The organism is Pedobacter sp. CFBP9032 (assembly GCF_034045265.1).
Classification (GTDB): domain Bacteria; phylum Bacteroidota; class Bacteroidia; order Sphingobacteriales; family Sphingobacteriaceae; genus Pedobacter.
Window position 1 is genome coordinate 1 of record NZ_JAXCWE010000065.1, and the last position, 255, is coordinate 255.

Below are 255 nucleotides of genomic sequence, written 5' to 3' on the forward strand. Positions count from 1 at the left end.
GCTTCGGAGTCTTCAAAATCAATTTCTCCACTTTCAAGGTCTTTAACAACAACAATTTTCATTCCTGCCATTGCTGCGGAAGCTGGGTTTGTTCCGTGTGCAGACTGAGGAATCAATACCACATTTCTGTGACCTTCACCTCTTGAGATGTGATATTCTCTGATCACCATCAATCCTGCATATTCACCTTGCGCTCCAGAGTTTGGCTGAAGAGAAGTTCCTGCAAAACCTGTGATTTCAGAAAGATCTTTCTCT

The 255-nt window shown here is 42.7% G+C and carries 1 pseudogene; it reads right to left on the reverse strand.

What is annotated here, in order from left to right:
- Positions 1 to 255, reverse strand: a pseudogene (locus SOM16_RS23165) (hypothetical protein); the annotation flags it as partial.